The organism is Alteromonas sp. 4NH20-0104, from assembly GCF_057547795.1.
This window is the reverse complement of sequence record NZ_BAAJLP010000020.1, coordinates 17,302-43,503: the sequence shown is the minus strand read 5'-3', so window position 1 is coordinate 43,503 and position 26,202 is coordinate 17,302. Positions and strand designations below refer to the sequence as shown.

At 49.3% G+C, this 26,202-nt stretch carries 25 protein-coding genes and 1 pseudogene; 11 read left to right on the top strand and 15 right to left on the bottom strand.

Annotated features, from left to right (window positions below; translation table 11 throughout):
- Positions 1–114: 114 nt before the first annotated feature.
- Entirely contained in the window at positions 115–837 is a 723-nt protein-coding gene (locus AC27IB_RS14805; protein ID WP_487121876.1) for a thioredoxin domain-containing protein, read from the bottom strand.
- 2 nt (positions 838–839) lie between these two features.
- Complete coding sequence (locus tag AC27IB_RS14800) at positions 840–2,393, bottom strand: bifunctional GNAT family N-acetyltransferase/carbon-nitrogen hydrolase family protein (RefSeq protein WP_296046757.1); 1,554 nt, start codon at positions 2,391–2,393, stop codon at positions 840–842.
- Between the two features lie 241 nt (positions 2,394–2,634).
- On the opposite strand from AC27IB_RS14800, the gene AC27IB_RS14795 reads away from it, so the two are divergent.
- The 7 genes and pseudogenes from AC27IB_RS14795 (at position 2,635) to AC27IB_RS14765 (ending at position 10,146) form a co-directional block, all read left to right on the top strand.
- On the top strand, positions 2,635–3,300 hold the full coding sequence (locus tag AC27IB_RS14795) for a 2OG-Fe(II) oxygenase (RefSeq protein WP_487121874.1): 666 nt from the start codon (positions 2,635–2,637) through the stop codon (positions 3,298–3,300).
- Positions 3,301–3,505: 205 nt separating this feature from the next.
- Positions 3,506–5,164, top strand: a complete 1,659-nt coding sequence (locus tag AC27IB_RS14790; protein ID WP_296046759.1) for a response regulator — start codon at positions 3,506–3,508, stop codon at positions 5,162–5,164.
- A 291-nt stretch (positions 5,165–5,455) separates the two neighbouring features.
- The gene (gene ahpC, locus AC27IB_RS14785) at positions 5,456–6,019 is read left to right on the top strand and encodes an alkyl hydroperoxide reductase subunit C (RefSeq protein WP_296046761.1); all 564 of its coding nucleotides are present in this window, start codon (positions 5,456–5,458) and stop codon (positions 6,017–6,019) included.
- A gap of 84 nt (positions 6,020–6,103) precedes the next feature.
- Positions 6,104–7,696, top strand: a complete 1,593-nt coding sequence (gene ahpF / locus AC27IB_RS14780) for an alkyl hydroperoxide reductase subunit F (protein ID WP_487121871.1) — start codon at positions 6,104–6,106, stop codon at positions 7,694–7,696.
- Positions 7,697–7,905: 209 nt separating this feature from the next.
- Positions 7,906–8,361, top strand: a complete 456-nt coding sequence (locus tag AC27IB_RS14775) for a PAS domain-containing protein (RefSeq protein ID WP_487121869.1) — start codon at positions 7,906–7,908, stop codon at positions 8,359–8,361.
- 12 nt (positions 8,362–8,373) lie between these two features.
- Positions 8,374–8,745, top strand: a pseudogene (locus AC27IB_RS14770) (PAS domain S-box protein); the annotation flags it as partial.
- 3 nt (positions 8,746–8,748) lie between these two features.
- Positions 8,749–10,146 carry a sensor domain-containing protein gene (locus tag AC27IB_RS14765; RefSeq protein ID WP_487121867.1) on the top strand — a complete coding sequence of 466 codons (1,398 nt, stop codon included), beginning with the start codon at positions 8,749–8,751 and terminating at the stop codon, positions 10,144–10,146.
- A 6-nt stretch (positions 10,147–10,152) separates the two neighbouring features.
- On the opposite strand, the gene AC27IB_RS14760 is transcribed toward AC27IB_RS14765, so the two are convergent.
- Together AC27IB_RS14760 and AC27IB_RS14755 are read right to left on the bottom strand one after the other, a co-directional pair.
- Complete coding sequence (locus AC27IB_RS14760; RefSeq protein ID WP_296046768.1) at positions 10,153–10,689, bottom strand: PH domain-containing protein; 537 nt, start codon at positions 10,687–10,689, stop codon at positions 10,153–10,155.
- 129 nt (positions 10,690–10,818) lie between these two features.
- Complete coding sequence (locus AC27IB_RS14755) at positions 10,819–11,169, bottom strand: winged helix-turn-helix domain-containing protein (protein ID WP_487121864.1); 351 nt, start codon at positions 11,167–11,169, stop codon at positions 10,819–10,821.
- Positions 11,170–11,280: 111 nt separating this feature from the next.
- Between AC27IB_RS14755 and AC27IB_RS14750 the strand changes: the two genes are divergently transcribed.
- Entirely contained in the window at positions 11,281–11,829 is a 549-nt protein-coding gene (locus AC27IB_RS14750) for a DUF3718 domain-containing protein (RefSeq protein ID WP_296046772.1), read from the top strand.
- 45 nt (positions 11,830–11,874) lie between these two features.
- On the opposite strand, the gene AC27IB_RS14745 is transcribed toward AC27IB_RS14750, so the two are convergent.
- The 4 genes from AC27IB_RS14745 to trxC form a co-directional block, all read right to left on the bottom strand.
- Positions 11,875–12,285 carry a hypothetical protein gene (locus AC27IB_RS14745; RefSeq protein ID WP_487121862.1) on the bottom strand — a complete coding sequence of 137 codons (411 nt, stop codon included), beginning with the start codon at positions 12,283–12,285 and terminating at the stop codon, positions 11,875–11,877.
- Between the two features lie 143 nt (positions 12,286–12,428).
- A complete protein-coding gene (locus tag AC27IB_RS14740) occupies positions 12,429–12,680 on the bottom strand; it encodes an HP1242/YdcH family protein (protein ID WP_296046775.1) in 252 nt (83 codons plus the stop codon).
- A 139-nt stretch (positions 12,681–12,819) separates the two neighbouring features.
- Positions 12,820–15,018: a YgiQ family radical SAM protein gene (locus AC27IB_RS14735; RefSeq protein WP_487121860.1), complete on the bottom strand. Its 2,199-nt coding sequence runs from the start codon at positions 15,016–15,018 to the stop codon at positions 12,820–12,822.
- Positions 15,019–15,140: 122 nt separating this feature from the next.
- Complete coding sequence (gene trxC / locus AC27IB_RS14730) at positions 15,141–15,575, bottom strand: thioredoxin TrxC (protein WP_487121858.1); 435 nt, start codon at positions 15,573–15,575, stop codon at positions 15,141–15,143.
- 116 nt (positions 15,576–15,691) lie between these two features.
- On the opposite strand from trxC, the gene AC27IB_RS14725 reads away from it, so the two are divergent.
- Complete coding sequence (locus AC27IB_RS14725) at positions 15,692–16,162, top strand: EVE domain-containing protein (RefSeq protein WP_487121856.1); 471 nt, start codon at positions 15,692–15,694, stop codon at positions 16,160–16,162.
- On the opposite strand, the gene dgcA is transcribed toward AC27IB_RS14725, so the two are convergent.
- The 4 genes from dgcA to AC27IB_RS14705 form a co-directional block, all read right to left on the bottom strand.
- Positions 16,159–17,199 (bottom strand): N-acetyl-D-Glu racemase DgcA, encoded by a 1,041-nt coding sequence (dgcA, locus tag AC27IB_RS14720; protein WP_487121854.1) that lies wholly within the window; start codon positions 17,197–17,199, stop codon positions 16,159–16,161. The genes AC27IB_RS14725 and dgcA overlap by 4 nt on opposite strands.
- Positions 17,196–18,194 (bottom strand): N-acetyltransferase DgcN, encoded by a 999-nt coding sequence (gene dgcN / locus AC27IB_RS14715; RefSeq protein WP_487121852.1) that lies wholly within the window; start codon positions 18,192–18,194, stop codon positions 17,196–17,198. The genes dgcA and dgcN overlap by 4 nt, the downstream gene beginning before the upstream one ends.
- A 142-nt stretch (positions 18,195–18,336) precedes the next feature.
- Entirely contained in the window at positions 18,337–19,332 is a 996-nt protein-coding gene (gene add / locus AC27IB_RS14710; RefSeq protein WP_487121850.1) for an adenosine deaminase, read from the bottom strand.
- Positions 19,333–19,529: 197 nt separating this feature from the next.
- On the bottom strand, positions 19,530–19,973 hold the full coding sequence (locus AC27IB_RS14705; RefSeq protein WP_296046785.1) for a DUF3859 domain-containing protein: 444 nt from the start codon (positions 19,971–19,973) through the stop codon (positions 19,530–19,532).
- Between the two features lie 69 nt (positions 19,974–20,042).
- On the opposite strand from AC27IB_RS14705, the gene AC27IB_RS14700 reads away from it, so the two are divergent.
- The gene (locus AC27IB_RS14700) at positions 20,043–21,050 is read left to right on the top strand and encodes a WD40/YVTN/BNR-like repeat-containing protein (protein ID WP_487121848.1); all 1,008 of its coding nucleotides are present in this window, start codon (positions 20,043–20,045) and stop codon (positions 21,048–21,050) included.
- Between the two features lie 60 nt (positions 21,051–21,110).
- Here the strand turns inward: AC27IB_RS14700 and AC27IB_RS14695 are convergent, their stop codons facing one another.
- The gene (locus AC27IB_RS14695) at positions 21,111–23,174 is read right to left on the bottom strand and encodes a hypothetical protein (protein ID WP_487121846.1); all 2,064 of its coding nucleotides are present in this window, start codon (positions 23,172–23,174) and stop codon (positions 21,111–21,113) included.
- Between the two features lie 229 nt (positions 23,175–23,403).
- Here AC27IB_RS14695 and AC27IB_RS14690 point away from each other — a divergent pair, with 229 nt between their 5' ends.
- Positions 23,404–24,693: a DUF445 domain-containing protein gene (locus tag AC27IB_RS14690; RefSeq protein WP_487121844.1), complete on the top strand. Its 1,290-nt coding sequence runs from the start codon at positions 23,404–23,406 to the stop codon at positions 24,691–24,693.
- On the opposite strand, the gene AC27IB_RS14685 is transcribed toward AC27IB_RS14690, so the two are convergent.
- Positions 24,690–25,526, bottom strand: a complete 837-nt coding sequence (locus AC27IB_RS14685; protein ID WP_296050520.1) for a patatin-like phospholipase family protein — start codon at positions 25,524–25,526, stop codon at positions 24,690–24,692. The genes AC27IB_RS14690 and AC27IB_RS14685 overlap by 4 nt on opposite strands.
- A gap of 183 nt (positions 25,527–25,709) precedes the next feature.
- On the bottom strand, positions 25,710–26,054 hold the full coding sequence (locus AC27IB_RS14680; RefSeq protein WP_487121842.1) for a hypothetical protein: 345 nt from the start codon (positions 26,052–26,054) through the stop codon (positions 25,710–25,712).
- Positions 26,055–26,202: the final 148 nt, after the last annotated feature.

Below are 26,202 nucleotides of genomic sequence, written 5' to 3'. Positions count from 1 at the left end.
TAATGACAACTGTGGCGATATAATTATTCATATAAACGGGCGCTTAGCCCTTATAGCCTGATGTTATCGCTAATTTCTGTGCAATACCAATGTTAGCCGACACTTTTTGGCAGATTACCAGGCAATTGGTGAATAGTTGGGTAATTTATCTTCAGTTCCGCCTTGCTCATGCAGCCGGATAAGATCGTTTTGCAACGCTGTGCGATATTGTTTTACGGCGCGCCACTGAGAGTTAAGACCGGGCGCCGGTTGGTTATTGTCTTCCAGGGCCAGCAGGGCGCCCAGTTGCCGGTAATGCTCGTATAACGTTTCCGCTTGCTGAGCTTCAAAGGCCTCAATTACGGGGGCCGGCGGTGTTGCCTGCCATTGCGTCTGCCAGAACTGTTGTTGCGACTGCAAGTAAGCATGCAAACTGGTGGCTGATTCATTGTGGGCATTTTGCCAGGCGGGCAGTGTGGCACGATTTATTACCTGACGGGTTTGCGGGTCAATCAACAGCAGCGTTGGGGTGGCAAAGTAAGCCGGGTAGCCAAACTGACTGAGTAATGACTGTTTATTTTCAAGGTAACCCACGTCAATCGGTAACAGTGTCATTGCTGCAGATACCGATGTCAGCGCCGGATCATTAAAATACTCAGCCAGTGCCCGGGAATCATGGCACCACTCGGCACCCAGCACCAATGCCACCAACTGGTGGCTGGCACTGGCTTGCTCCAGGGCATCGTCGACCACTGCCGATTCATCTTCGAAACGCTGATAAAAAGGGCGGGGGTCGTTGCCGGCCAGCGAGGGCCAGGCAACAATCAACATTATTACGATGCCAAATTTTGCTAACATGATTAATCTTCTCCACCGAGCCATTCCACCCGGTACAGGTCGCGGCGACGGTCGAGGTAGTTACGGACCGAACCTTCGTTTTGCAGAGTGGTTAGCTTGTCCAAATCCAAATCAACAATCAGTGTCATTTCGGTATTCGGTGTGGTTTCAGATACAATGGCATCGTGCGGGAAAGCGAAGTCTGAGGGCGAGAATACCGCCGTCTGGCCGTACTGGATGTCCACGTTATCTACTTTTGGTAAATTACCCACACTACCGGCAATGGCCACGTAACATTCGTTTTCTATGGCTCTGGCCTGGGCACAGCGACGGACCCGCAGGTAGCCGTTTTTGGTATCGGTCCAGAACGGCACAAATAGTATCTGCATTTCCTGTTCTGATAAGACTCTTGCCAGTTCCGGAAACTCCACGTCGTAACAAATTAATATGCCAATTTTGCCAAAATCTGTATCAAAGCAGCGCAGGTAATTGCCGCCTTTCATGATCCAGTCTTTTTTCTCATGTGGCGTGGGATGCAGTTTATACTGGGTTTCGATAGTGCCGTCGCGTTTACACAGGTAACTTACGTTATACAGTTCTTCTTCTTCAATCACCGGCATTGAACCGGCAATAATGTTGATGTTGTAAGAGACCGCGAGCAGGGACGTTGCGGTGAGGATTTCATCGGTATATTCGGCGAGGTGCCAGATTGCATCAATGGAGGATTCTGACTCTGCCAGTCCCATCAGAGGTGCATTAAAGAATTCCGGGAACAAGGCTATATCACAGCCGTAATCCGACAATGCATCAACAAAATACTCTACTTGCTGAATAAGCTCTTCCACGTTCTCGAAATAGCGCATTTGCCACTGTACGCAGCCAATTCTTGCCGAACTCTTTTTACCGCCGATCAGCTTTGGATTACCCGGCTCGTAATAAATGTTGTGCCACTGTAACAGTGTTGCATAGCCCTTGGAGGCTTTATCTTCGGGCAGGTACGCCTGCATGATTTGTTTTACTTCAAACCCATTGGATAACTGGAACGTTAAAATAGGATCGAAGATGTCTTTGGATTTCACCCGCTCAATATACTCGTAGGGTGACATTTCCGTGGCATGTTTAGCGTAGTTGGGTATACGACCGCCAGCCATGATGGATTTAAGGTTCAGATGGCGGCATAGCTCTTTACGTGCTTCATACAAGCGGCGTCCAAGACGCAGTCCACGGTACTCAGGCGACACTATCACCTCAACGCCATAGAGTACGTCACCGTTAGGATCGTGAGTCGTCAGATAGGCATCACCGGTAATTTCATCATAGGAATGTTTGTCGCCAAACTGGTCGTAATCCACAATGACTGAAATGGCAAATGCCACAACCTTGCCTTTATCTTCAATACAAATCTGACCGTCACGAAACGTGGTAATCTGGGCTTTATAATTTTTATATGGCCAGGCGCCACCGACATTTCGATAGACATCGTCCATTAATTCTTTGACGTCCTGGTAGTCTTCCAGGGTCAGATGTCTCAGGTCGAGATGGTGTTCGGTATCTTCAGTATATAGTTCGTCGCTCATTCTACTTTCTCAAAAATGACTTGTTCTGTTGGCAACATAGCATGCACAGGAGATGCACTCCAAGTTTTCCAGTGATAACAATCCTATACCGGTTATTTAGTCGTATAGTCGTATTGATCAGTACCGGTCAGATAAATACTCACCGTTGTCGAAAAAAACCGCGGCCAGTATAAAAAATAGCTTGTCTGGCGGCTCTTTTCAGTATATTGATCACGCCTGTTTTTTGCGGATAACTGACCTGTTGAATACACCATTAGAAAATCACGCTGTCGCTGGCTACGCGCCGCCTGAAGAGATGTTTGAACGAATCGCTGATGATTTGTATCAGCGGGGTTACAGCGTAATGCCTGCCGCTCTGCCGCCAGCGTTAACCACCCGGCTAGCAGCCTATGCTCAGGAAACCATTGATTTTGATCCGGCCGGGATCGGCAGGGCCGGCCAGTTCCATCAAAACGAATTCGTGCGTACCGACGAGATTTGCTGGATTCAGGGGACGGCTGCGGTGACTACTGCCTGGTTAAACTGGATGGATTGCCTGAAGGTTTATCTTAATAAACGGCTTTTTTTAGGCTTATTCTCTTATGAGAGCCAATTTGCCCATTATCCGCCGGGGAGTTTTTATAAGCGTCATCTGGATGCCTTTCAGGGAGAGTCTAACCGGGTATTATCGACGGTGTTTTATCTGAATTCAGACTGGGGAGTGTTCGATGGTGGCGAATTGCTGATCTATCCACCCGGTGACCAACAGGAAGTGGTTACGGTTACGCCTTTGGCGGGCACCATGGTGATTTTTCTGAGTGAGGAATTTCCCCACGAGGTATTACCCGCCCAGCGAGACCGATTCTCGATTGCTGGCTGGTTCCGGGTCAATAACTCTACTGCTCAGCGGGTCGATCCGCCGCGCTAAGGCAAAGAGAAAGGCCATAACAACGGAATTTCCCGTTAGCAGAGTAATATGAGTATGGCAGTTTGATGAAATTCGGGATAACATCAGGTAATACATACCCTCAGGTTTAGCGCTTCGAGCAGTGGCAGGCGTGATGCACGCATGGCTGCTACAGCGGGGCATTGCACAGACAAGGAAAGCTATTTCGTGTTAAGTGGTTGTGACAATGGATAAAATCCCATTACCGAAAGCGATTGATGAATTAAAAGTGCTGGTTGTTGACAATCAGGCGCTTATCCATGACTTAATCAAGTCTGCCCTGTTAGAACTGGGCGTCCAACAGGTTAGCAGTGCACAAAATGCATTCCATGCCGTTCGTTTGTGTCAGAAAGACACTTATGACGTGGTATTACTGGCGTTTAACGTTAGCAGCGATAAAGACGGCTTCCATCTGTTTGAAGAACTCAAACATAACCATTACATCAGCGATAAATCCACGGTTGTCTTTCTCAGTGCAGAAACCAGTATGGAACTGGTTAATTGCATCATCGAGTTACAGCCGGATGATTTCTGGGTAAAACCCCTGGATGCAAACCGGGTTCAGCAGCGCTTTAACTATTTAGTTAATATCCGTCGTAAATTGCACAAAGTCATGCATTGTATGGACAATGGCGATTACGCGGCGGCTATCTACCACGCCGAGCGCAGCCTGAAAGACAGCGGTGTGGTGGAATACCATCCACGATTGAAAAGAATGATTGGCGAATGCCTGGTGCACTTACGCGACTATGCCACCGCCGAACGGTACTTTTCCGGGCTAAAAGCAGAATATGATCACGCCTGGGTGCACATTGGCCTCGCTAAAGCATTGTTCAAACAAGACAAGGTCGAGGAAGCTGAACTGCTTATTGAAGACTTGTTGCAGCGCAATGATACCCGTTTCCTGACTTATGACTTGCTGGCCCAGTATTATATTGGCAAAGAGCAGTTTGATGTTGCCTATGAACAGGTGAAAGCAGCGAGCAAGCTCGCTCCCCGTAACATTGAGCGGAATAAAAAACTGTGGGATTTAGCTCGACTGAATCGGGATAAGTACGGTCAGTTAGCTGCGGTACAGAACATGGCTAAGTTTGCCAAAAACTCAATTCATGATTCTCCGGAACTTGGCCTCAATGTGATTCGTACCATGATTGACCTGGCTGCCACCGTTTCAGGAACTGAGGCTGAAAAACTCCAGCGTCAAATTACCCGGGAAGTTGAAGGGGTAACCCGGGGCGAGTTTCTGGAACCGGGTTTAGCCAACAAGATGCTGATTATTAAAGCGCGTATGGAATCGCTCAAAAATAACAAGCGCACTGCTGAACAGTTATTAACGGATAATCTGCAACCTGAAATGGCAATGAATCTGGAAGATAATCTGGATTTAATGAAGGCCTATCATGAACTGGGAATGAAAGAAGAGTGTCTGGTTATTCTTGATACCTTGCGTACCCAGTTAGCCGGCGACACGCTGGCCAGCCAGGTGGTAGATGAATACCTGAAGCGGGAAGAAATTGAACGCCGTGAAATTAAATTTACCACCAAAGAACTGAAAGAAATGGCGGCGGTAAATTATCGCGAGAATCGGATTATTCCGGCTTACAATAATCTGTGTCAGGCGATGACGTTATCGCCCCATGACAAATCGATAGCCCTGAGTCTGCTCAAAGTGCTGGTACAAATAAATAAAACCGAACCTTTATCAGACAGCCAGTATGAGGTGGCTGTGAATGCCGCAGACTTGCTCGGTAAAGCGGCTTTGCCTGCCAATCAACAGCAAAAACGTGATGAATACCTTAGTGCATTGTCACTAAACGAAAATACCGTGCCCGCTACTCCAGAATAGCGGGCGGTAACCCGCTCACCGAGAGCGGGTTGATTAATTCCTATCCAAAAATCTCTTTCTGATAGCTTTTCTCGAATCAGACTTTCAACAAATCCAATTATAAATCTGTCCCGACAGTCGTTATTCTTATCCCAAGTCAAACGGAAGCGAGAAAGAAACAATCCGTAACGGTTGAATTCTCGTAATCCTAACTGCAGATCAACAGTGTGAGTATGCACAGCCCGAGCGGCAAAAATAGTCACACGGTTATTATTGAAAGCGTTAAATAAACCTAACTTTAGGAGAAAGTAAATGGCTTTAATCAACACTCAAATCAAACCATTCAAAGCGAACGCGTTTAAAGATGGTGAACTAATCGAAGTAAGCAGCGAAGATATCGCGGGCAAGTGGGCAGTATTTGTATTCTACCCAGCTGACTTCACTTTCGTTTGTCCAACTGAGTTAGGTGACGTTGCTGACAAATACGAAGAGCTGCAATCACGTGGCGTAGAAGTATTCTCAGTATCAACTGACACCCACTTTACTCACGCAGCATGGCATGAAGCGTCAGAAACCATCGGTAAAATCAAGTTTGCGATGATTGGCGACCCAACTGGTGAAATCACGCGTAACTTCGATTGTATGCGTGAAAACATGGGTCTGGCTGACCGTGCAACGTTTGTTGTTGACCCGGATGGTATCGTCCAGGCGATGGAAATCACCGCTGAAGGTATCGGCCGTGACGCAGACGATCTGGTACGCAAAGTGAAAGCAGCTCAGTACGTTGCTTCTCACCCTGGTGAAGTTTGCCCGGCCAAATGGAAAGAAGGCGAAGAAACCCTTGCTCCTTCTTTAGACCTGGTAGGCAAAATCTAATTACCGTTTTAACCAACGAGTAATGTCGGTGCGGGCGGCAGCCCGCACATTCCCTCAACCACATTATCTAAGGCAGAATTCAATATGATTACGCAAGATATTAAAAAGGCGCTGGAAAGTTACTTCGCGTCAATGCAAACAAACATCACCCTTGTTCTGCAAACCGGCGAGCACACAAAACGTGGCGAACTGAAGCAGTTTCTGTCTGATGTGGCAGGAGTGAGTGACAAGATCCAGTTGGAAGAACGCGATACAAACGGCGTATTACGCAGCTCAATCAGTTTTTTACTGGAAGCTGATGGTGAAGATACCGGTATTCGTTTTTCCGGGATCCCAGGTGGCCACGAGTTTAACTCGTTCGTTCTGGCACTGCTGCATGCGTCAGGCACCGCACTGAAAATTGACGACAGCGTGGCGTCATTAGTCAAAGGTGTGAAAGACGAACTTAAGTTCGAAGTATTTATCAGCCTGAGCTGTCATAACTGTCCGGACGTCGTCCAGGCATTAAACCAGTTCGCGTTGCTTAACCCGAATATCTCATCAGAAATGATTGATGGTGGCCTTTACCAATCGCTGGTAGAAGAGCGCGATATTCAGGGTGTACCCAGTGTGTATTTAAACGGTGAGCTCTTTGCAAACGGTAAAGTAGACGCCGCCACACTGATAGACAAATTATTGGAATTCGACCCAAGCCTGAAAGACGCTAACAAAGGTCAGTCATTACCACTGCAGGATGTGACTGTCATTGGTGGTGGTCCGGCAGGCGTGAGTGCGGCAATCTATAGTGCCCGAAAAGGCCTTAAAGTGACTGTGGTTGCCGATCGTTTTGGTGGCCAGGTGAAAGACACTATGGGTATCGAAAACCTGATTTCCGTGCCAAAAACCACCGGTCCTGAGCTGGTTGGCAACCTGGCAGAGCACATGAAAGATTACGATATAACCTTAAAAGAGCATGTTCGCGTTGATGACATCGAAAAAGGCAATATCAAAACCCTGACCCTGTCCTCAGGAGAGCAGATTAAAACCAAATCACTGATTGTCGCAACCGGTGCACGTTGGAGAGAGCTCGGCGTACCTGGTGAGAAAGAGAACGTGGGTAACGGTGTAGCTTACTGTCCTCACTGTGACGGTCCGTTCTTTAAAGGTAAAGACGTAGCGGTCATTGGTGGTGGTAACTCCGGTATCGAGGCCGCCCTGGATTTGGCCGGTATTGTTAAGTCGGTCACTGTGTTCGAATTTATGCCAACACTGAAAGCCGATCAGGTTCTGATTGACCAAGCTGAAAAGCGCGACAACATTACCATTATCAAGAACGCAGCAACTAAACAAATTGTTGCCGATAACGGCAAAGTGACGGCTATTGAGTATCAGGACCGGGCAACGAACGAAGAACATTCCTTGCCGCTTGCCGGGGTATTTGTGCAGATTGGTCTGGTGCCTAACAGCCAGTTTATGAAAGGGGTTGTGGATCTTACCCAGTACGGCGAAATTGTAGTGGATAACAAGTGTAATACGTCAGAGCCGGGTATTTATGCCGCGGGTGATGTTACCACTGTGCCCTACAAGCAGATTGTAATCTCGATGGGCGAGGGGGCTAAAGCTTCATTGGCTGCCTTTGAATATTTGCTGTCACATCAGACAGAAGAAGAGCTTGAGGAGCAGGCAGCGGTAGCCTGATTCAGCGAACTTCATCACTGTCATTATGCAAAAGCGGACTGGAAAGTCCGCTTTTTTTATGGGCTGCGGTGAGCGTGTGAACAGGCTATCTGCCTCTAGCTTCCTGTTCGCCGCCAACATTGCCATTCTGGTCTACACTTATTAAAGCACCAAGGACTTTATCTACCACCGTGATACAGGACAATTCAACCAGAATGGATCCAATCTGAATGGCAACACCCGCACAGTTTTATAAGGCAATCGTAAAGTCGTCGAACGATGCCATAATCAGCAAATCACTGGACGGCATCATCACCAGCTGGAACGCGGCTGCAGAGGCAATTTTTGGTTACAGTGCGCAGGAAATGTTGGGACAGTCAGTATTACGCTTATTTCCTGATGACAGAATTGACGAAGAACAGCACATCCTCAAAGCCATCAAGCAAGGTAAGAGTGTTGAGCACTATAAAACCCAGCGCCTCGATAAAGCCGGTCAGTTGTTAGATATTTTGGTTACCGTATCGCCTATTCTTGATGATAACGGTGACATCATTGGCGCCTCTAAAATTGTTAAAGACATCAGTCAGCAAGTAAGAACCGAATCGATACTTAAGCGCTATGCAGCCATAGTGAGCTATTCTGATGACGCGATTGTCAGTTACAACCTTGAAGGCCGTATTGTTTGAACTAATCAGGCTGTTACCCGTTTAACGGGATACAGCGAAGAACAGCTGGTTGGAAGTGAGGTAATGTCGTTGTTTTGTAAAAGTGAAGCGCATCATTACCGTAAATTAGTCGAGGCTATCATTGATGGTCAGCCCATCGAACACTTTCGCAGTAAACTCCGGGATAATCGCGAGCACAGTATCGCGGTGTCTGTGGCAGTTTCACCTATACCGGACGAGCATGACTCGATCAGCGGTGGGGCTATTTTTGTCCGCGACATTCGGCGTGTGATTAAAAGTGAACAACAGTTAGCCCATTATCAGGCCCTGGTTGAGTCTTCTGAGGACGCCATTATCAGCAAGTCCTTGAACTGTCTTATCACCAGTTGGAATAAGGCCGCTTAACGTTTGTTTGGCTATTCAGCTGAGGAAGTTACCGGTAAACCTATTACGCTTTTGTTTCCGGCTGAGCGATTGCAGGAAGAAGAAAAGCTGCTCAAGTCCGTTCGCAAGGGTAATCCGGTTCGGCATTTCAGGACTACCCGGTTACACAAAAACGGGCATAAAATTTTTGTTTCGGTATCCCTTTCGTCCATTTATGATGACGCCGGTACGTTAATCGGTTTTTCCAAGATTGCCCGGGATATATCCCATGAAATCGAGCAAGAAAAAGAAGTCTGGCATCTGGCGGTTTACGACAGCTTAACGGGGCTGCTTAATCGTTCTGGTATACAGACATGTATTGAGGAACTAATTCAGCTTTCAATGGTAAGAAACCGAAAGTTCGCCTTGTTTTATGTGGACCTGGATGGTTTTAAATATTACAACGATCAGTTCGGTCATGAATTTGGCGACAAATTACTGATTGAGGTAGCGGCAAAGCTACAGCATGCCGTACGTCAATCCGATGAAATTGGCCGAATTGGCGGTGATGAATTTGTAATTTGTATGATGGGCTTCGATCGTACCGAAGACGTTAAAAAAACACTGACCAATATTCTTGCGTCAATACATGAGATTAAGCAGCTTGAGGAAGTTGAAATTAATCTGTCGGCCAGTGTCGGCGTTGCGGTATTTCCTGATGATGGCCGTACCAGTCAATCCCTGTTAAACCGCGCCGATCATGCCATGTACAGCGCCAAGGAACACGGCAAAGACACGTTTGAATTTTATTCCGGCGTACTGGAAACCAGTTTGCGCGACGATAATTCCCTGGTTAAAGAATTACGCGGGGCAATCCGTCAAGACAAGCTGCAAGTGCATTATCAGCCCATTCTGTGCGCCAGAACCCAACAAGTCAGTAAGGTAGAGGCGCTGGTGCGATGGCAACATCCGACACTGGGTTTTGTTCCGCCTGATACGTTTATCCCTCTGGCAGAGAAATATGGTCTGATCCGTGAACTGGATGCCTGGGTGTGCAATGAGGCGCTTGGCCAGCTTGCGCGCTGGACCAGTTTATACGACCTCGATTTTCAGATGTCATTGAATAAGTCGCCTTTTGAATTAATGGACGAAGATGTTTGTATCTCTGAAATGATTGCCAAACTCCATGAGTACGGTACTCAAAGCGCCAATGAGGTGATAGAAATTACCGAACATTCCCTGGTGTCCGAATCAGTGACTGCAGGGAATATTTTACGTCACTATCATGATATTGGTCTGGAACTGGCTATAGATGATTTTGGCACTGGCTATTCGTCGCTGTCTTACCTTAAGCATTTCCCCATTAAGTATCTGAAGCTGGATAAAAGCTTTATCAGTACTTTTATGCAAGCTCACGCCACCAGCACAAACGCGGATGCCTAGTGCCGCTCAGGATTTGTTGTTGATCAGGGTTGCCAGCATTTGTTCTATGCGTTTAACACTTTCAGTCAGTTCGGCCAGTTGTGATGCTTGTCCTGTCGATGGTTCTGGCTTAGAACGGGGCGTTGCGGAGTTGTTGTCCTTTTGGGTCAGGATCGCTTCGCGAAACGCTTCAGCGTTTTCGATACCGATCAGAGACACCAGTGCGCCAGGGCCTGATTGCCCGGCGGTTTCAAAACTTAACCTGTACAGCCCCATGGCCCGCATTAATGGCCCCTGGCTCATGGCGACATCGGTTATTTTCTCCAGCGGAATAGATTTTTCGACTTTAAATAGGACGCCCCGTTTAACCACTAATTTTCGTTCTGTGAGGGTTGCCGACATTGCTCTGAGCATACGCTCACTGATAAACAGGATAAGCGGGACAGAGATTATCAGTAATGGGATCCCAATGATTGTCAGGCCAGACACAATCAACAGGTTGAATAACCAGTAGGTTTTAACTTTTGGGTCAAAACTGGCGCTACGCAGGACTTGTTCTGCCATGAAGATTCCTTTTTCAGATGGGCTGCAGGTTACTATCTTACCCCATGAAGTAACACTGCCAACAGGTTTAGGAGTGTTCCACAGTGGCCAAATTGTAAGCGACTGTAACCTGAGGCCTGTAAAAGCGGGTTATTTGATAATGTCATGCACCCATTCCACCCAGCGGTGTAGCCAATAAGGGATATTGTGTTTAGGCTCAAGAGAAGTCAGGCGGTAGCCCTTTTTGGGGATTACCTCGATTTGCCAGGGCGGGGGTTCGGGCAGTGATTTAAGCTCTTTTCTGAGCCGACAAACCAGATGGTTGATCATATCTTCGCTAACCACCTGATGACCCCAGATAAACTTGCGCATGGCACTGCGAGTGACAATATCGCCTTCATTATCCATTAGCATGTTAAACAGATCGCCACACTGCGGTGACAGCATTCGCTGTTCGCCTGATGAATCAATAATGGTTCGAGTGGGTTTATCGTACGTCATGGGCGCAAAATCTTCACAAAGCTTACCCGTTATCTGCTACTAAAGTTTAGCAGAGCAAATGAAAAACAAATGAACGCTATGACATGCAAATGACAATTGCTCGGTAAGCTAATGAAAATTGGTAAATTAAAATTATCATGTAGTCTTCATTATTTTGTCAGAGACGACCAGACCGGTACGCGCTTACACTTTAAAGGTCTGAGCAGCCGTTTCGCCAGCCAAACAAAAATCAGTCAAATAAAATCAGGTAAAGGAAAAATGATGAACATAAGCAAAGTTTTACCTTTTAGCCTGACGGTGTTATCGCTATCAGCAGTATGTGGCACCGCCATGGCAGAAGGCTATCCCAAAGCGCTTGAAAAAGACCTCATTTCTGTGTGCAGAAATGCCGCCGAGGATGACCGTTCCGGCCTGCGACAAGCGGTCAGAGAACTAACCCCTTCAAGCCGAATAAATACTTCAACTTACAGAGTGCTGGCTAACGGCCTGGTTTGTAATGGTATGCAATTAGCGGCATTCGCGCGTTATTATGGTGCTGAAGACACCTATGACGTGATTAAACGGTATACCTACCCCCATGCTGTCATCGAAATTAAAGATGTAACGGCTAAGCGGAGCGTTCCGGTGGAAATTACGGTGAGTATGACTACAGGTAAGTAAAATCGAACGGCTTACGAAGGGATGGCAACATCTCTTCGTAACGCGTTATACGGTTAACAAACTCGGATTTACCTGAAACCCGTGTTTTGCCAGCCATTCGCCGCCTTCTTTTTCGCAATGAAAATGGCGAATATTCATACTGTAATCATTTTCGTGCATCATCCGGTTGAGCTGATAACTCTTTAACGGATCGGCTTTAAAAATGCGCGCTGAATGGGTTAGCCCATTCACAATAGACCAGTTCAGTAAATCGGTGATGGCCTGCTCGTTGTCCGGGCTGGAAAACTGCCAGTCATCAAAGAAAACTATTTGCGCCCAGTTACCACAAAGCAGGGGGGTAATCTGTTGTTTGAAGTCGCGAACAAAGCGCCGCGTTGTACTTTCACTCCAACTGCCTCTGATGTGCACAATCGCTACCCGTTTTTCACACTGGATTGAGTAATTTTCAGATGCCATGGATACCACTTTTTTATTGCTATTTAAGAATAATACGTCTTTTAGCGAAAATTAAAAGTTGTCTGGCGCAAGTTTGCGTTGAAAAAGAAAAAACCGGAGCAGGCAGACTCCGGTAAAAGGTTGGGTATCGTCTGAGTTGCCGACTAGCTGGTCGCTTCGGCTTCTTTAATAAAGGTGAACAGGGCATCTTTTAGCTGTACGCGATCTGCTTTTTTATCATTGAGGATGTCATCGGAGGTGGGCTCAGCACCTTCTTCCATTTTATGGATCAGGCTATCGAGTTCATTGTATTGTTCAAACAGTCTGGCGAAATGGCGGTCATTCATTTTTAAATGACGAATAGTGTGCTGATGATCAGGGAATTCATGGACGAGATCATGTTTTTCAATATTCATAGTAGCTCTTATCTGGTTGTTAACAGTGGCCTTTCCACTAATTATAGTCTACTGCGACAAGTCGAAATTTACCTTGATTCAGGTCATGGTTTAGGTGTGATAAACCGGTGGTGAGGGCGGGAGATACCCGCCCGAACCATTAGTGACTTTGCTGATTATTACGTTTGGTTTTGTGTGACCGCTTTTTATTGCCCGGGTTGGGACTGGCGGCATTTTTAAAACCGGTATGTTTGGTCATCGCCCGCTCACCACGACGGGGTTTGGCGGCTTTCTGACGTTTTTCGCTGGCAGACTCCGGCGGTACCAAATGTTGTGGACCACGGCCAATCAGATCCTCGCGGCCCATTTTCACCAGTGCCTTGCGGATTTGCGCAAAGTTTTTCGGATCATGGTAACGCAGCATGGCTTTATGTAAGCGACGGTGGATTTCGCCTTTGGCAGAAGGCACATTCTCGCTGTCTTTTTTTACTTTACGCAGCGAGTTAACCTCGGTGTGATAAAGGGTGGTGGCCGTTGCCATAGGCGACGGATAGAAGTTTTGTACCTGGTCCAGTTTAAAGCGGTTTTCTTTCAGCCAGATAGCCAGTGCGAGCATGTCCTCATCGGTGGTACCCGGATGCGAGGCAATAAAATACGGGATCAGATATTGTTCTTTACCGGCTTCCTTCGAATACTTGTCAAACAGTTCCTTAAAGCGGTAATAAGTGCCCATACCCGGCTTCATCATTTTGCTTAACGGGCCATCTTCGGTGTGTTCTGGGGCAATTTTCAGGTATCCGCCAACGTGATGTTTGGCCAATTCTTTCACATAATTGGGATCTTCAATGGCCAGGTCGTAACGTACGCCGGAAGCAATCAGGATCTTCTTGATGCCAGGTAAATCGCGGGCCCGACGATACAGGTCGATCGTGGGTTTGTGGTCGGTGTCCATGTGTGCACAAATGGAAGGGTATACACAGGAGGGGCGACGACAAGTCGCTTCTGCCTTGGCGCTCTTGCAACGCAGACGGTACATGTTAGCCGTTGGCCCGCCCAGGTCTGAGATCACGCCGGTAAAGCCCGGCACCGTATCCCGAATTTGCTCAATTTCCCGAATAATCGAATCTTCCGAACGGCTCTGAATAATGCGGCCTTCATGCTCAGTGATGGAGCAGAATGTACAGCCGCCAAAACAGCCGCGCATGATGTTAACCGAAAAGCGGATCATGTCGTAGGCGGGGATCTTGGCTTCACCATAGGCCGGGTGTGGCACCCGCTGATAGGGCAAATCAAATACCGCATCCATCTCTTCGGTTTCAAGCGGCATGGCTGGCGGATTGATCCAGATATGGCGATCGCCATGACGTTGCAGTAACGCACGCGCGCAGCCCGGATTGGTTTCCTGATGCAAGATGCGGTTGGCGTGGGCATACAGGGTTTTGTTGTCCCGAACTACTTCAAATGCAGGCAGTTTTACGTATACCTGCTCCCACGGCTTACGCCTTTCAGCTGGCTGAACCACGATGGGCTGGGCTTGCGTTTCGGCAGCAGGCTGGCTGCCTTTATTTTCGTTCTCGCCCTCGCAATCCGGCTCCATAATATAGGGGCTGGGGATTGGGTCGATTTTGCCCGGTCTGTCCAGAGAGGTTGAGTCAACGCCCTGCCATTCAGGCAAGGGTTGTTTAACAATGATGGCCGTCCCGCGAACATCAGTAATGTCGCTGATGGCTTCACCAGCCGCCAGTCGGTGAGTGACTTCCACTAAAGGGCGCTCGGCATTGCCAAACATCAGTAAATCAGCTTTAGCATCAAACAGCACTGAACGACGTACTTTCTCAGACCAGTAATCATAGTGAGCAATACGTCGCAAGCTCGCTTCAATGCCACCAATAATAATGGGCACGTCTTTAAAGGCTTCACGACAGCGCTGGGAATACACGGTTACCGCACGGTCGGGACGTTTACCCCCTTCGTTGTTGGGCGTGTAAGCATCGTCGTGACGCAGCTTTTTATCCGCGGTGTAGCGATTGATCATGGAATCCATGTTACCGGCCGTCACACCAAAATAGAGGTTAGGCTTGCCCAGCTGCATGAAGTCGTTTTTATTTTGCCAGTCCGGCTGGGCAATAATGCCAACCCGGTAGCCATGGGCCTCCAGTAAGCGGCCTATGATGGCCATGCCGAAACTGGGATGATCCACATAGGCGTCACCTGTCACCAGTATAATATCGCAGCTATCCCAGCCCAGTTCGTCCATCTCGGCCCGGGACATGGGTAAAAATGGCGCACTACCGTAGCAATGGGCCCAGTATTTGGGATAAGAAAACAGGCCGCGATCGGCTTTTATGGTTGCTTGCATGGGATTCTTCAGAGGCTGGTGAAAACGGCCGGATTATAACAAACATCCGCGAGCGAAAATAGCTATGTGATCATTTACACCATTAAGGCGTGAAGCAGACTGCACAACGGTGTTCATAGCACTTAACCCGTGACCTGCCGGGCCCACTGAATGAGCTGACCGGCGGGCATCGCACCCGCTTGTCGGGACACTTCCCGGCCCTGCTTAAATACCAGTAAACTGGGGATACTGCGAATGGCAAACTGCTGGCTTAACATGGGGTTGGATTCGGTGTCGACTTTCGCAAAAATCGCCTGACCGGATAGTTGCGCTGCAGCCTGAGCAAACGCCGGCGCCATCATTTTACAGGGGCCGCACCAGTCGGCCCAGAAATCAACAATCACCGGCAGGTCTGATTTTTCAATAAAGCGGGCAAAATCAGCTTGCTTAAGTTCAATGGGGTGGGCAGGCAATAGTTCGTGTTTGCATTTACCACAAACCGGTCCGTCGCTAAGACGTTCTGCCGGACTGCGGTTCAGGCCCTGGCAGTGGGGGCAAACGATATGCATAGCACTCATGGGGACACTCCTATAAACTTTCGCTTATATATTGTGTGTTTTTTCCTTTTCTCAAGGGCTGAATTGTACATCGGCGTGACTTATACTTTGCGCCACGTAACTATGGAGAAGTATTCATGCAGTACTGGCTGTTTAAATCTGAGCCTGATGTCTTCGGCATCGACCATCTGGCAAGCCGTCCAAACCAAACCGAGCCCTGGGACGGGGTGCGCAATTATCAGGCGCGAAACTTTTTGCGTGATGAAGTAAAGCTTGGCGATAAAGTGTTTTTTTACCACTCGAGCTGCAAAACGGTGGGCATTGCTGGTATTGCCGAAGTGGTTAAATACGGCTATTCCGATGCCAGTCAGTTTGATCCGGAATCGCCTTACTACGACCCGAAAGCTACGCCGGAAACACCACGCTGGTTCAGTGTGGATGTGAAATATGTGAGTAAATTTGCCCGGGTGCTGCCCCTTAGTGAGATTAAACGGTGCCCGTACATCAAAGAGTTAGGCCTGGTCAAAAAGGGCCATCGCTTATCTGTTATGCCGGTAACAGAGAGCGAATGGCACACACTGATTGAGCTGGCGGGCCGCCAGGTTTAATCTGCCAGGTCAGCCCAAAGTCTGGCCAGGCCTTGCTGACCATACTGGCCGGGTAGGCCCCACAGAAATGGCTCAGGCTGAATCATACGGCCATTATCGAAGGTAAAGCCGTCTGCACGGTCTTCTGCCACGAGTAAAGGCCCGTCCAGGTCAACAAACTGGACATCGGCGCACAGGCCATAAGCCGGTGCCATGGCCAGCGAAGAACCAACCATACAGCCAATCATGATTTGCAGGTTGTGCTGTTTAGCCGCGTGGTAAGCGCGAATTGCTTCGGTTAAGCCGCCGGTTTTATCCAGTTTAATATTGACCGCCTGATAGTACTTTGCCAGATGTTCTATATCTGCGCTCACGTGACAAGACTCATCTGCACACAGGATGACCTGGCTATTAAGCCCTGCCAGTTGTTCATCGGCTTCGGCAGGAACCGGCTGTTCTATCAGCGCCACACCAAGTTTAGCCATCTCCGGCAGCAATTCGTTCAGCATTGCTACCTGCCAGCCCTCGTTGGCATCCACAATCAACCGGCTTTGCGGTGAGGCCTCGTGGATAGCTGCCAAACGTTCAAGCACCTGATGTTCATCCAGCTTAATTTTTATAAGCGGCGCATTTTGTATTTCCAGTGCCTGGTTTTTCATGCCTTCTGGCGTATCAATGCTGAGGGTTTGCGCAGTATAACAACGCTGTACCGTGTGCAGATTAGCCAGGCTGGCCACCGATTTTCCCTTTATTTTGGCTTTTAAATCCCATAGGGCAGCGTCCAGTGCATTGCGGGCTGAACCAGCGGGTAGCAAGCCAAGCAGGTCTTCGGTTTCACCGACATTAGCAAAAGCAGGTTTGATTTCCTCAAGTTGCGCCAGCACCGAATCAATGGATTCGTTATAGCGGGCGTAGGGCACAGACTCTCCCCAGCCATAATAGTGGCCGTCACTGACCACCACGGTGATCACATCGGCCTGGGTTTTCGCGCCCCGTGAAATACGGAACTCTCTGGCGAGCGGAAAGGATTCGTTGAATGCTTTAAAAGACAGACTCATTCCAACGCCTCCACTAGTGCGCCAACGCCATGGCGGATAGGATCCACACAGGGCAGGCTGAGTTGTCTGGTGACTTCCTGACAATAAGCCAAGGCTTCTTCTTCGTTCACCGACGAAGTATTCACCGAAACCCCTATGACTTTTACAGCCGGGTTGGTGATCCGCGCGGCGCTTAAGTTCATTTCTATCACCTGTTCAAGGCCAGGCAGGGGGCGGCCGGGCAGGGCACGCATGTGATCACGGTTTAATGCGTGGCAGATCACCAGGGCATCCGGTTGGGAGCCGTGGAGTAGCCCTAAGCTCACACCAGCGAAGGCAGGGTGATACAGTGAGCCCTGTCCTTCGATTAAATCCCAGTGGTCGTCGTCATTGGCCGGGCAGAGTGCTTCGACACTGCCGGAGATAAAATCAGCGACCACGCAATCCACGGCTACGCCTTCACCGGCAACCAGAATGCCGCTCTGACCCGTAGCGCGAAACGTGGCTTTCATGCCCTGACTTTGCATGCCTCGGGCCAGGCTCAGAGTGGTGTACATTTTACCGACTGAACAGTCGGTACCTACCGTAAGCAAACGTTTACCGGGGCGTTTTACGCCGGTGCCGGTTTTAAATTTGGTGGTCGGGTGGCGAATGTCTATCAGCCGGCGACCGAGTGCTTCGGCTTTTTCAGCCACTTCGGCAATATCGCTGAGCTTATCGTGCAAGCCATTGATGATATCCATACCGGCTTCCAGCGCGGTAATAATAGACGCCACCAGTGATGGGTCGAGCACACCACCGCTATTGGCAAAGCCCAGGACAAAAGCTTTAGCCCCTTTTTCTGCGCCTTCTTCAATGGTCATCGCCGGTAAGCCGGTGGAAACGGTGCAGCCGGGCAGAGCAAATTCGCCGACGCACATCTCAGGGCTCCAGTCTGCTGCGCTCTTGGCCATTTTAATGCTGAGCGGATCCGTGGCAGTGCCGATAAAAAGTAAATAAGGGGAAGGCAGGTTCATGATAACTCCTTGAACAGAGGTCACATAAGGTGACTGAAGAAGATGAAAACAATGGGTCAGTACCCTAAAGCCATCGACTAATGAATTCCAGCGTTATTCTTCATTAATAAATGGCGTCGGGGTCTGTCACTGGCGGTCATCCTTAACTATAAGCGTTGAGCTGATCCAGATAGGTTTGTTTCTCGCTTTCGGGAAGCCAGGTAACGTTGAAGGCATTGGCCATCAGGGTTTTGATTTCGTCGCGGCTGAAGTCTCCCTCTTGCTGAAGGGCAATCAGGTTTTCATTCATATAAGCCCGAAAGTAGGCCGGATCGTCGGAATTAATGGTTGCCAGCATGCCTTTGTTGAGCATTTGGCGAATTTCCTCAGAGGTTAATGACTGCACCACAAACTGGTTGGACACCGGACACACGGTGAGCCCTAGTTTATGGCTTTTGATTAGCTCGCAAAGATGTTCTGACTCGAGTGAATTAACGCCGTGATCAATGCGATCAACGCCAATAATCTCAATGACCTGGCGGATATGCTCCAGCGTATTTTTCTGATTTACGTCGCAGTGCATGGTGAGTTTAAGGCCCCATTCTTTGGCCTGCTTAAACACGTCACGGAACTTCACCGGTGGATTGTTATGCTCATCGGAGTCAAGGCCTACGCCGACCAGCCAGCCCAGATAAGGCTTGGCCATTTCAAGATGCTCCATGGCACTTTCTGCCGACATATCACGCAGAAAACACATAATTAGCTGACTGCGGATCCCCAGCTTTTCCTCTGCTGCGGTCTGGGCTTTGCGGATGCCGTTGATCACCGTATCAAAACTTACGCCGCGGCTGGTATGACCCTGTGGGTCAAAGAAAATTTCGGTATAAACCACGTTTTGTGAGGCCGCTTTTGCCAGGTAATCCCAGGTCAGCTGGTAAAAGTCCTCTTCATCAATCAGTACGCTCATGCCTGCGTAGTAAATTTTTAAAAAAGAGGGTAAATCATGAAAGTCGTAAGCCGCGATAAGTGCTTCAGGGGTGTCATAGGGAAGTTCGATGTTATTTTTTTTGGCGAGAGCGAAACTCAGTTCCGGTTCCAGAGTACCTTCAATATGAACATGTAACTCTGCTTTAGGCATACCTTCGATAAATGCTTGCATACACACTCCGTATTCTTGTTAGATGATATTCATCGGGTGTTTTTGGCGATTATTCGGGTAAGTTTTGCAAGTATTATTCCCTGGCAGTCAAAATTCTAACCAGTTGTTTCGTCAGCGTTTGTTATTCGCCGGGGCGCGGCAGATGTTTCACAACGGTGCAAATTTGCCCGAAAACATGGCAAGCCCGGCGTTATCACTCAGCGACGTAATTTAGGCTTACCCCGTTGCCAGAACTGCGCGCCGTCGTAGGGCAGATCGTCTTCTACAGTAAAGGTTTTGTCGGCAATCACGCTGCCATTCAGTTCCAGAGTCATGCGCCAGTCGCCTACTTTATTGTGCAGCGGTTCCCACAGCGTATCGCCGAGATAAAAATCCCAGTCGTTTGAGCGGATGTATTCCTCGCCGTCAAAAGGCGGCATAGCAATACCGTCTTCATCAGGAATGTCCGGATGGTAAATGCAGTAGCGAACTTGCTGATTCTTGGCGCGTTTTATGTTAACAATAAAGCCAAATTCAATATCCAGCTGCAGTGGAATGTGGTTGGTGAATGTCTTAATTTTAGGCAATGCTTTGGCGTCGGCATCCCACTTGGTGTGAATACCATAAGTGACTATTTCAATAATGGGTTTTGGCTTTGCCATGGCGTACTTTTTTAATTGTATGATAAATTTAATGTTAGCAAATTTAACCAAGGATTTCTGCCCCGACATATGAAAAGAATAACCCTGACTACCATGTTGATCGCCAGTCTTTTCCCGGTGGCGAAGGCTGAAGTAACGGTCCATCAGTTAAACGATAAGGTTTCGTTTCAGGCGGTGACCTGGCAAGGCCAGTATGCGCTGGCTTCCGGCACTGCTGGAGGGATCTATTTGTCTGCAAATGATGGCAACAGCTGGCAGCAGATACCGGCCCCGGCCGGGGCTGAAGCGAAACAGTTTCGCGATAACCAACGGCTCAGCAGCGGTCGGCTGGTGGTGATGAGTGCGGGCGAAGGGCCGGATTCAGGCCTGTTTATCAGTGATAATGCCGGCGCAGACTGGCAACAGGTGTCACAGGGTGAGGCGCAAAGTACCTTTTATGACTGCTTTTATATGACCTCGCTCACTATGGGCTGGTTATATGGCGATTCCGATGAGCAGGGCTTGTTTGTGCTGGCCACCACCGATGGCGGACTAAACTGGCAAAGACAGTCGCTGCCCATCAAAGCCCAATCATCAGAGGGCGGGTTTGCCTCCAGCGGTACCTGCCTTAATGAGGCTCCGGGCAGGGGAATTGTGATTGGCACCGGTAATGGTGATACGCCGCGGCTACTAATGCTTGAGGGAAACCAATGGCACAGTATTGAAAGCCCGATTGCCGGCGGCGAGGCGAGTGGGATTTTCTCTGTGCAGGCAACAGTAAATACCGTGTTTGTGAGTGGCGGCAGTCTTAAGCTTGCCGGCGCTGTGGCCAGTGCCTGGCAGTACTTCATTGATAGTGGAAACTGGCAGGCATTACCTGAATTGCCGCTAAAAGGCGCGGTATATGGCTCAGCTTTAATGGCTACAACCGAAGGGGTTGAGTACTGGGTGAGTAATCCTCAGGGCGTGGCGGTATTAAAACCGGGCGCAGATGACTGGCAGGTGGTGAGCCAAAGCAATATCTGGAGTCTGGCTTGTCAGGTCGAGAAAGGTTGTATTGGCGTGGGTAAAAACGGCGTGGTAGAGCTGTACCGGTAACTCATCAGCAGGAATAAAAAAAGCGCCCGGGACTGGGCGCTTTGGTTACTGGTCGTTAGATTAGTTAACCGGCACAACCACTACCGATTCCGGCGCGGTGTAACTCATGCTGTAATCCGCGGCAATATCACCACTGGCGCTGTTGAGAATGTTATCAAAGCGCATGATTACGTTATTCGATTTCTCTGCGACATACAGGTGTCCGTTGCTTAACATCAGATCGACAGGGTTACCCAGCATGGAGTTGGGCCCTGCAATCATCACGCTCATATCACTTAAGCCACTGGCCATACCGGCAGCTGGGATAACATAAAGCTTACCGTCGGTAGCACTGGCGGCGCTGCCCACGTCAGAGATAACCAGGCTGTCAGACTGCGGATCGTAATCGATGCCATGAATATTGGTTGGCGCGCTAACCGCCACGCCTCCCATGGCAGGAGTGATTAGACGGTCTTCACTGGAGATCGTTGTCATGCCCGACATCAGTTTACGGGTGACTTCGTCAAATACCGCTACGGTACCGTTAGTGAGTGCCACAAAGGCACGGTCGGTGGCAGCATCGTAGTCAACGTCCCATGGACGCGCACCGTTACTGGCAACCAGCGAGAGCAGTGGCGCAACATCGCCGGACGCACAAGACGAAAATATCTGCACCGCTGGCGTATCGGGATTAAACTCGGCCACAAAGACCAGGCCGTGAGCAGATGACACATCCACCCCCTTCGGCGTGACTAAACCGGTACTGGCTCCCATAATCATATGGTCCTGCGACATACTGTAGCTGTCGTCGTCACGCATGCTGGCCAGACGGTTGACTACCAGTACGCCACCCATCGACGAATCCGGGTTGTCAAAGGTAATGGCACCATCACCCATCGTATCAATGGTGACACTTTCAATACTCATACCGGCATCAAAGTTGCCCAGTGTACTGCTGAGTACCGAACTGTAACGGGATATTTGCCCGGTGGTGGCACCCGCAGCAGAGGGATTGCTGGACACCACAATGCCATTGATGGTGGTGGTCGCCAGCGCGTTATCTGACGCATCCAGGCTGGTCATTTCAGGCATTACCTGTACCAGCGACTCCGGTTTGCTGGTAGGGGTTGCAAGGGTGGGAGCCATATCGCCATCCGGCCCATCGAAAATGTTGGTAAACACTAAAATGGCATCGTTCGATTTTTCTGCCACACGCAAGGTGGTGCCGGTAAGAATAATGTCTACCGGGTTACCCAGCATAGACATCGGACCGCCAACCTGACGGGCGGGCACTGTATTACCATCCGCCATGGCAGCATTATTGAGTACAAACAGCTGACCATCATCGGCCACGGCGGCGTCGCCTACATCAGAAACTATCAGGCGATCACCGGAGGCATCATAAACAATACCGTGAAGATTCACCGATAACTGATTACCGTCGGCATCTGCCGGTACAATAGTCCGCATTACGGTGGGGGCATAGCCGGAGGTCATTACGTTATCGTAAACGGCCACCGTGCCGTCGGTAAGTGCCACATACATGCGGTCATTCACTTCATCGACGGTGACATCCCAGGGCTTGGCTGGCAGAGCAATTTCAGCAACCGGCATTACATCGCCTGCGGCCTGACTGCCAAATACACTGATCCGCATACCGTTGAAATCCGCCACAAACACCATGCCACTTTCGGAGGCCAGGTGAATGCCTTTAGGGTTGATAAGACCGGTGTTGGTACCAGTAATGTCTTTGTCATAGCCAGGCATGTACATGCCTTCTGAGCGAGAGGTCATGCGGCAGAGGGTCCGCAAGCTGCCGGTGCTGCTATCTCCGGCCTGAATCAGGTTACCAGCGTCATCGAGTACGATACCTTCATTATTCCCGCTGGTGAAACGGCTCAGTATGGCCGCATTTTGATCGACCCGGCTAACCGTGCCACGGTTAGCGTCGCCGTTATTGGCAATTAAAAATACCCCTTCAGACAGTCCCGGTGCGCCATCGTTACCATCACTGCCGTCAGCGCCATTGATCCCGTCCATGCCGGCCGGACCGGTGTCGCCGTCGTCTACACAGCCGCCAAGCGCCAGAGTCAGTGACAGCGCAATGATCGACGGAGCTAAGCTCCAATGATATTTTGTATTCATATTCCGTATCTCCTTGTAGTGGGTATGACTGCCATACTGCAGGATGAAAAAAGCAGCCCTCATAAGCCAAACGAGTGAGATGCGGGCGTAGATGCAAAATAATAAAATTAAATTTATAAAAAATTTAAGAGTATAAATATACCCATGAAATCAACTGGTTCTCCCTTGCTTAGTAACTATCTGCCTATACATCAGTACAAGCGAAAGACCCTTATTAGAGATAAAAGCTATGGATAAAGCGGCACAATTAACCCGGGCAAAACGACAGGCCGGACTCTGGCTCCTGGGGGCCGCAGGCTTGTTTATCTGTATTAGTGTGTGGCAAACCCTGCAGCCTGCGCTGAGTGATCATACTGCTCTGGGGCTGGTTAAAATGATGGCTGAAGCTGCATTGGTAGGCGGCCTGGCAGACTGGTTTGCGGTGAGTGCGTTATTTCGGCCGATCCCGGCGTTTAAGCCAATCCCACACACCAATATCGTGGCTCGCAATCAGCATACTATTGCGACTAATCTGGCCCAGTTTGTTAAAGAAAAGTTTTTTCATGTGCAGGCCATCGAGTCGCTGGTGGCCCGCAGTTCACCAGCGAAAGCCATGGGGCTCTGGTTATCGCAAAACGACAACGCAGCGCGACTGGCCCATTATGTGGCAGACAGCTTCACCGGGCTATTAAATGTGATTGACGATACGCCTATCCAACAGGCTTTGCGTCGCTCAGTAGACCGTGGCTTGCGAAAGATCCCGATGGCCGCGCTGCTGGCCGGTTCCCTGCGTGTGATGACCCGGGATAATCGTCATCAGCAGTTAGTAGACAAACTCATCGATAAGTTGGCCGGCGCATTACAAAGTGAGGAAACCCAGGCACTGATTGCCGCTAAGCTGAATGTCTGGCTGAAAACCGAATACAGTCGGTTGGAAAAAATTCTGCCTTCCGGCTGGTTAAGTGAGCAGGGCGCGGCCATTGCGGTAAGTGCTGTAAGCCATACCCTGCAGGATATTAACAGCGATCCGGCACACCCGGTTCGCCAGGCATTGAATGAACAGATTAGCCGCTTTATTGATGGACTGGAAACCGATCCTGCTGCCCGGCAAAAACTCGAAGATTTCCGCAATAAGTTACTGGAAAGTGAGGCACTGCAACGGTATTTGCTGCGGATCTGGCAGGATATCCATGCGTGGTTATCCGATGATCTGGCGAAAACCGATGGCCAGGTAGCTGCCCGGCTTACCCGATTGTTCAGTGAGGGGGGCGCGCGACTGTTGGCTGATTCAGATTTACAGCAGGCAGTGAATCACCATATTGGCGTAGCTGCCCGGTATATCGCCCCGGAGTTGGCCGATTTTCTTACTGACCATATCCGTCGCACCATCGAAAGCTGGGATGCCAGGGACATGGCGCGTCAAATCGAACTGAATATCGGCAAGGATCTACAGAAGGTGCGTATAAACGGCACCCTGGTGGGAGGCCTGATCGGCGGGATACTGTTTACCCTGGAATACGCCATTAGTCAGCTTGCCTAGGCGGCCTGGGTAAACTGACTTAAATACTGTTGTGCACACTGGCGGCCCATGCGATAGCCTTTAATCAGTTTGGTTTTGTTCATCGTCAGACGCTTTACCGGAAAGTCGGCCGGTGGGGCGATTATGTGTACCTTACAGTCTGCCGGTGGATTGGCAATAAATGCCAGCGTGCTGTTGTAGGTATCACTGCGCTGGTGGATAGTGTCGATAAGGGCCGGGTAATCGGCAAACATCTTATTGGTCATCCAGGGCGTTTTTTCTGCTGGTTTCTGATAGCCCCAGGGCTGCGAGAGCACTACGGTGATGTCCCGACAGCCTTGTTCATAGGCATATTTCGCGGGGATAGCATCGGCCACGCCGCCGTCCACATAGAAATCCTCTTCAAGCTGCGGTGGCGTGCGGTAGACCAGTGGCAGGGCACAGGTTGCTTCCATCAGTTCATCCAGATTGTCCGGCGTTGCCTGATGATACTCCGCACGCCCGGTTTGCATATTGGTGATAGCAACCATCAGCGGTGCCCCTTTGCTCAGCGCCCTTGCATCTAACGGGTAGCGCTCACGGGATTCACACCACAGCCACTTTACATCGGTCATATGACCTTTCATGACAAACCGCAGTGGGTTAAAAAAATCCCGCTGGGTGGCCATGCGTAAAATAATACGCCGGTTGCGCTCGGCATTGCCTGTCAGATAGCCGGCTGCACTGGTAGCGCCGGCCGATACACCAACAACAAGTTCGAAAGGGTAATACTGTTGCTGCTGAAAACTGTCGAGTACGCCAGCGGCAAAGATACCGCGCATGGCGCCTCCTTCTACAACGAGGGCACGCTTCATAATGCAAGTCCGTTTATTTTGCTGTCACCGTTAATTTACCGTACCGGAACAACAACCATTGATGAAATAAATTTTATTAATTAATCGGTATAAACGAATGAAGGGTCGAGCGGGGATCAATAACGAGATTAAAGTATCCCCGGGCAACCGGTTGGCAGGCCCGGGGAGATTGCGCAGAGCGGATTAGTGACGCTTAAACGGTGGTTTACCGCTAAAGTCAGTGGTTGGCTGCTCAGAGCTGACTTCAAACTGTGCAACGTCAACAACCCGAACACATTCGGTAGAGCGTTTAAACGGTGGTTTGCCGCGCAGGGTGACGGTTTTTACGTCTTCACATTGTGCGCTGGTTTCAAACTGGGCCACATCAACGGTACGGGCTTGTACAAAGGTACGCTTGAAAGGCGGTTTACCAGAGCGTTCAACAACCATGGTGGTATCGGCATTGTTCATTTCTGGTGCAGCCTGGGCTGAAGTGTGGGCAAATGAGAAGCAGGAAACAGCCAATAAAGGCAAAATTGATAATTTCATTGTAGTGTCCTTGAAGATTTAAAACAGTTTTAGCATTTTTATAGGCAATTCGAGTGTAATTAAGCCTTTCATAAAAAGTAATACCATCTCGTGATAGCAATTAACTATCAACTTATTCATTTAAGCTTCATTTGGTGATAAAGGACGG